This window comes from Mycobacterium sp. UM_Kg1, from assembly GCF_000972925.1.
Classification (GTDB): Bacteria; Actinomycetota; Actinomycetes; order Mycobacteriales; family Mycobacteriaceae; genus Mycobacterium; species Mycobacterium hiberniae.
In genome coordinates, this window is the sequence record NZ_JRMK01000227.1 from 1 (window position 1) to 4,197 (window position 4,197).

At 69.0% G+C, this 4,197-nt stretch carries 3 protein-coding genes and 1 pseudogene; all 4 read left to right on the forward strand.

Going from position 1 to position 4,197, the window contains the following annotated elements; translation table 11 throughout:
• Positions 1 to 87: pseudogene (locus tag LI92_RS20105) on the forward strand (WXG100 family type VII secretion target); the annotation flags it as partial.
• A gap of 43 nt (positions 88 to 130) precedes the next feature.
• Positions 131 to 1,030, forward strand: a complete 900-nt coding sequence (locus LI92_RS20110; protein WP_046322035.1) for a class I SAM-dependent methyltransferase — start codon at positions 131 to 133, stop codon at positions 1,028 to 1,030.
• Between the two features lie 267 nt (positions 1,031 to 1,297).
• On the forward strand, positions 1,298 to 3,130 hold the full coding sequence (gene eccA, locus LI92_RS20115; RefSeq protein ID WP_046322033.1) for a type VII secretion AAA-ATPase EccA: 1,833 nt from the start codon (positions 1,298 to 1,300) through the stop codon (positions 3,128 to 3,130).
• Positions 3,127 to 4,197 (forward strand): type VII secretion protein EccB (gene eccB, locus LI92_RS20120; RefSeq protein WP_046322034.1); only part of this gene is annotated, 1,071 nt, incomplete at its 3' end. The genes eccA and eccB, both read left to right, overlap by 4 nt.

Consider the following 4,197-nt stretch of genomic DNA (forward strand, 5'->3'; position numbering starts at 1 on the left):
GCGTATCGGGCGATGGCCACCACGCACGAGACCAACACCTTGATGATGAACGCGCGCGACACCGCCGAAGCCGCCAAGTGGGGCTGACGCTGTTGCACCGTGCTCGGGTGGGGAGGGCGACATGGGGCTGATGCGCAGTGAGGGCGACAGCTGGGACATCACCAGCAGCGTGGGTTCGACCGCGCTGTTGGTCGCGGCGGCCCGGGCGCTGGAAGCCGCCAAACCGGATCCGGCAGCGGTCGATCCCTATGCCGAGCTGTTCTGCCGGGCGGCCGGTGGAGACTGGGCGGCGGTGCTCGACGGCAGCCTGCCCGACCACCAATTGGCGTCCGCTGATTTCGGGGAGACCTTCGTCAATTACCAGGGCGCGCGCACCCGCTACTTCGACGAGTACTTCAGCGCTGTCATGGCGGCCGGGGTGCGCCAGGTGGTGATTCTGGCCGCCGGGCTGGACTCCCGGGCGTACCGGTTGCCGTGGCCGGACGGGACGACGATCTACGAGCTGGACCAGCCGCAAGTGCTCGCCTACAAGAGCTATGTGCTGTCGCAGCGCGGTATCCGGCCCAAGGCGGAGCGGCGTGAGGTCGCCGTCGACCTGCGGGAGGACTGGTCGCAGGCGCTGCGCGACGCCGGCTTCGATCCCACGCAACCCTCGGCGTGGATCGCCGAGGGCCTGCTGGTCTATCTGCCCGCTGAGGCCCAACAACAGCTGTTCGCCGGTATTGAGAGACTGACGGCCCCGGGCAGCTATGTCGCGGTCGAGGATGGCGCGCCGATGTCCCCGCAGGACTACGAAGCGGCCGTGGCCGCTGAAGTCGAGGCGGGCGACGACACCCGCATCTTCCATCGGCTGGTCTACAACGAGCGCCACGCGCCCGCCGATCTGTGGTTCGGCGCGCGCGGATGGACCGCCACCGTGACGCCGCTGGAGTCCTGTCTGCGGGAGCTGGGCCGTCCGGTGCCGGAACCGGACACTCCGGCCGGGCAGATGATCCGGCGGAACTCGTTGGTTCGGGCCGTCAAGGGCTAGTCGCGGCTATCACAGCGAACTGTTGCCGACCAGCGGGCCGGCATGCGGTAGCGTGCACATCAATCGAAAATGATTTTCAATAAGGAGTCGGTCAATGGGTTGGGACGACGTCGGTGCGCCCACGTCCGGTCCGGGGGCAGCACACCGCCTTGCGGCAGTGACGGAAGTCGCTCGGCGAGCGTCTCGATCGACCTCGACAGTTAGCTTATGCAATGCTAACTTCAGCCGAATTGGTGCAGTCAATGACAGCGAAGGGGCGAGTCACGCATGAACAACGGTGATGCGGCTCTGCTCACCCCGCAACCACGGGTCGACGAAGAAACCCTCAGCCGGTTCGCCACCTGCTGCCGCGCGCTGGGCATCGAGGTCTACCAGCGTAAACGCCCCGCCGACCTGGCCGCGGCCCGCAGCGGCTTCGCCGCGCTCACCCGGATCGCCCACGAGCAGTGCGACGCCTGGACCGGCCTGGCCGCCGCCGGCGATCAGTCGCCGCGGGTGCTGGCCGCCATCTCGCAGACCGCCCGGAGCTCGGGCGTTCTGCAGCGGCGCCTCGACCTCAAGCAAGGCGAACTGGGCTTCCACTACGACACCGGCCTCTACCTGAAGCTGCGCGCCACCGAACCCGACGACTTCCACCTCGCCCACGCCGCGCAGCTGGCGATGGCCGGCCGATGCGCCGAGGCCAACGCCGTGGTCTCCGAGATCAGCCAGCGCCGCCCCGGCTGGAACGACGCCCAGTGGCTGGCGATCGCGGTGAACCACCACGCCGGACGCTGGTCGGACATGGTCAAGCTGCTGACCCCCATCGTCAACGACCCCGGGCGCGACGAGCTGTTCACCCACGCCGCCAAGATCGCGCTGGGAATCGCCCTGGCGCGGCTGGGCATGTACGCCCCGGCGCTGTCCTACCTGGAGGAGCCGGACGGGCCCATCGCCGTCGCGGCCACCGACGGCGCCCTGGCCAAGGGCCTGATCCTGCGCGCCCAGGACGACGAGGAGACCGCCGCAGAGGTGCTGCAGGACCTCTACGCCGCCAACCCGGAGAACGAACAGGTTCAGCAGGCGCTGCTGGATCACAGTTTCGGGATCGTCACCACCACCGCGGCCCGGATCGAGGCACGTACCGACCCATGGGACCCCGCCACCGAGCCCAGCGCCGAGGAGTTCGTCGACCCGTCCGCCCACGAGCGCAAGGCCGAACTGCTGGCCGAGGCCGAGCGCGAACTCGGCGAGTTCATCGGCCTCTCGGAAGTCAAGAACCAGGTGCAGCGGCTCAAGAGCTCGGTGGCCATGGAAGTGGTGCGCAAGCAGCACGGGCTGGCCGTCGGGCAGCGCACCCACCACCTGGTCTTCGCCGGCCCGCCCGGAACCGGTAAGACCACCATCGCCCGCGTGGTGGCCAAGATCTACTGCGGCCTGGGACTGCTGAAGAAAGAGAACATCAAAGAGGTGCACCGGGCCGACCTGATCGGCCAGCACATCGGTGAGACCGAGGCCAAGACCAATGCCATCATCGACAGCGCGCTGGACGGCGTGCTGTTCCTCGACGAGGCCTACGCCCTGGTGGCCACGGGCGCCAAGAACGACTTCGGTCTGGTCGCCATCGACACCCTGCTGGCGCGGATGGAGAACGACCGTGACCGCCTGGTGGTGATCGTCGCGGGCTACCGCGCCGACCTGGACCGGTTCCTGGACACCAACGAGGGTCTGCGCTCGCGATTCACCCGCAGCATCGACTTCCCGTCCTACCAGCCGCCGGAGCTGGTCGAGATCGCCACCAAGATGGCCGAGCAACGCGACAGCCGTTTCGAGCAGGCCGCGCTCGAGGAGATGCAGGCGCTGTTCGGTCAGCTGGCCGAGGCGTCGCACCCCGACGCCAACGGCGTCGCCCGCCGCAGCCTCGACATCGCCGGCAACGGCCGGTTCGTGCGAAACCTCGTCGAACGTTCCGAGGAAGAGCGCGAATTCCGGCTTGACCACTCCGAACAGTCCGGTACCGGGCTGTTCACCGATGAGGAGCTCATGACGATCACGACCGAAGACGTCCGCAACTCGGTGGCGCCGTTGCTGCGTGGCCTGGGCCTGGAGGCCAACCAATGAGCGACCGCACCGACGACGAGCGCCGCTCGTTCGCCTCGCGCACCCCGGTCAACGACAACCCCGACCGGGTGGAGTACCGGCGTGGCTTCGTCACCAAACACCAGGTCAGCGGATGGCGTTTCGTCATGCGCCGGATCGCCTCCGGCGTCGCCCTGCACGACACCCGGATGCTGGTGGAGCCGCTGCGCTCCCAGACCCGTGCCGTGCTGATGGGCCTGCTGGTGCTGGCCACCGTGGTGGGCGGCTGCTTCGTGTTCACCCTGATCTGGCCCAACAGCGCGGCCAACGACGACCCGGTGCTGGCGGACCGCACCACCTCGGCGCTGTATGTGCGGGTCGGCGACCAGCTGCACCCGGTGCTGAACCTGACGTCGGCGCGGCTGATCGCCGGCCGACCGGTCAACCCGGCCATGGTGAGAGGTGCTGCGCTGGACAAATTCGCCCGCGGCAACCTCATCGGCATTCCCGGCGCCCCCGAACGCATGGTGCAGAACAGCACCCGCGACGCCGAGTGGACGGTGTGCGACGCGGTGTCGGGTTCTACCGCCGGGGTGACGGTGATCGCCGGTCCGTTGGATCACAGTGGTTCTCGTGCCGGTGCCCTGGGCGCTGACGCAGTGGTGCTGGCCGACAACGGCTCCGGCGCCTGGATGCTGTGGGACGGCAAGCGCAGCCGCATCGATCTGTCCGACCGGGCCGTCACCGCGGCACTGGGCCTCGGTGAGCGCGGCGCGGCGATCCCCACGCCCCGCACGATCGCCACGGGCCTGTTCAACACCGTGCCGGAGGCGCCGGCCCTGGTGGCGCCGGTGGTCGCCGGCGCGGGTGCCAAGCCGTCCTACGACTTGCCGGTAGCCGCCCCGGTGGGGGCCGTGGTGGCCGCGCACGTGCTCGACGGCGGCTCCGAGACCGCGCTGCGCTACTACGCGGTGCTCGAAGACGGCTTGCAGCCGATCTCGGGAGTGCTTGCGGCGGTGCTGCGTAACACCGATTCGTATGGTTTGGAGCGGCCGCCGGTGTTGGGGGCTGATGACATTGCGCGGTTGCCGGTGTCGCGGGGCTTGGAT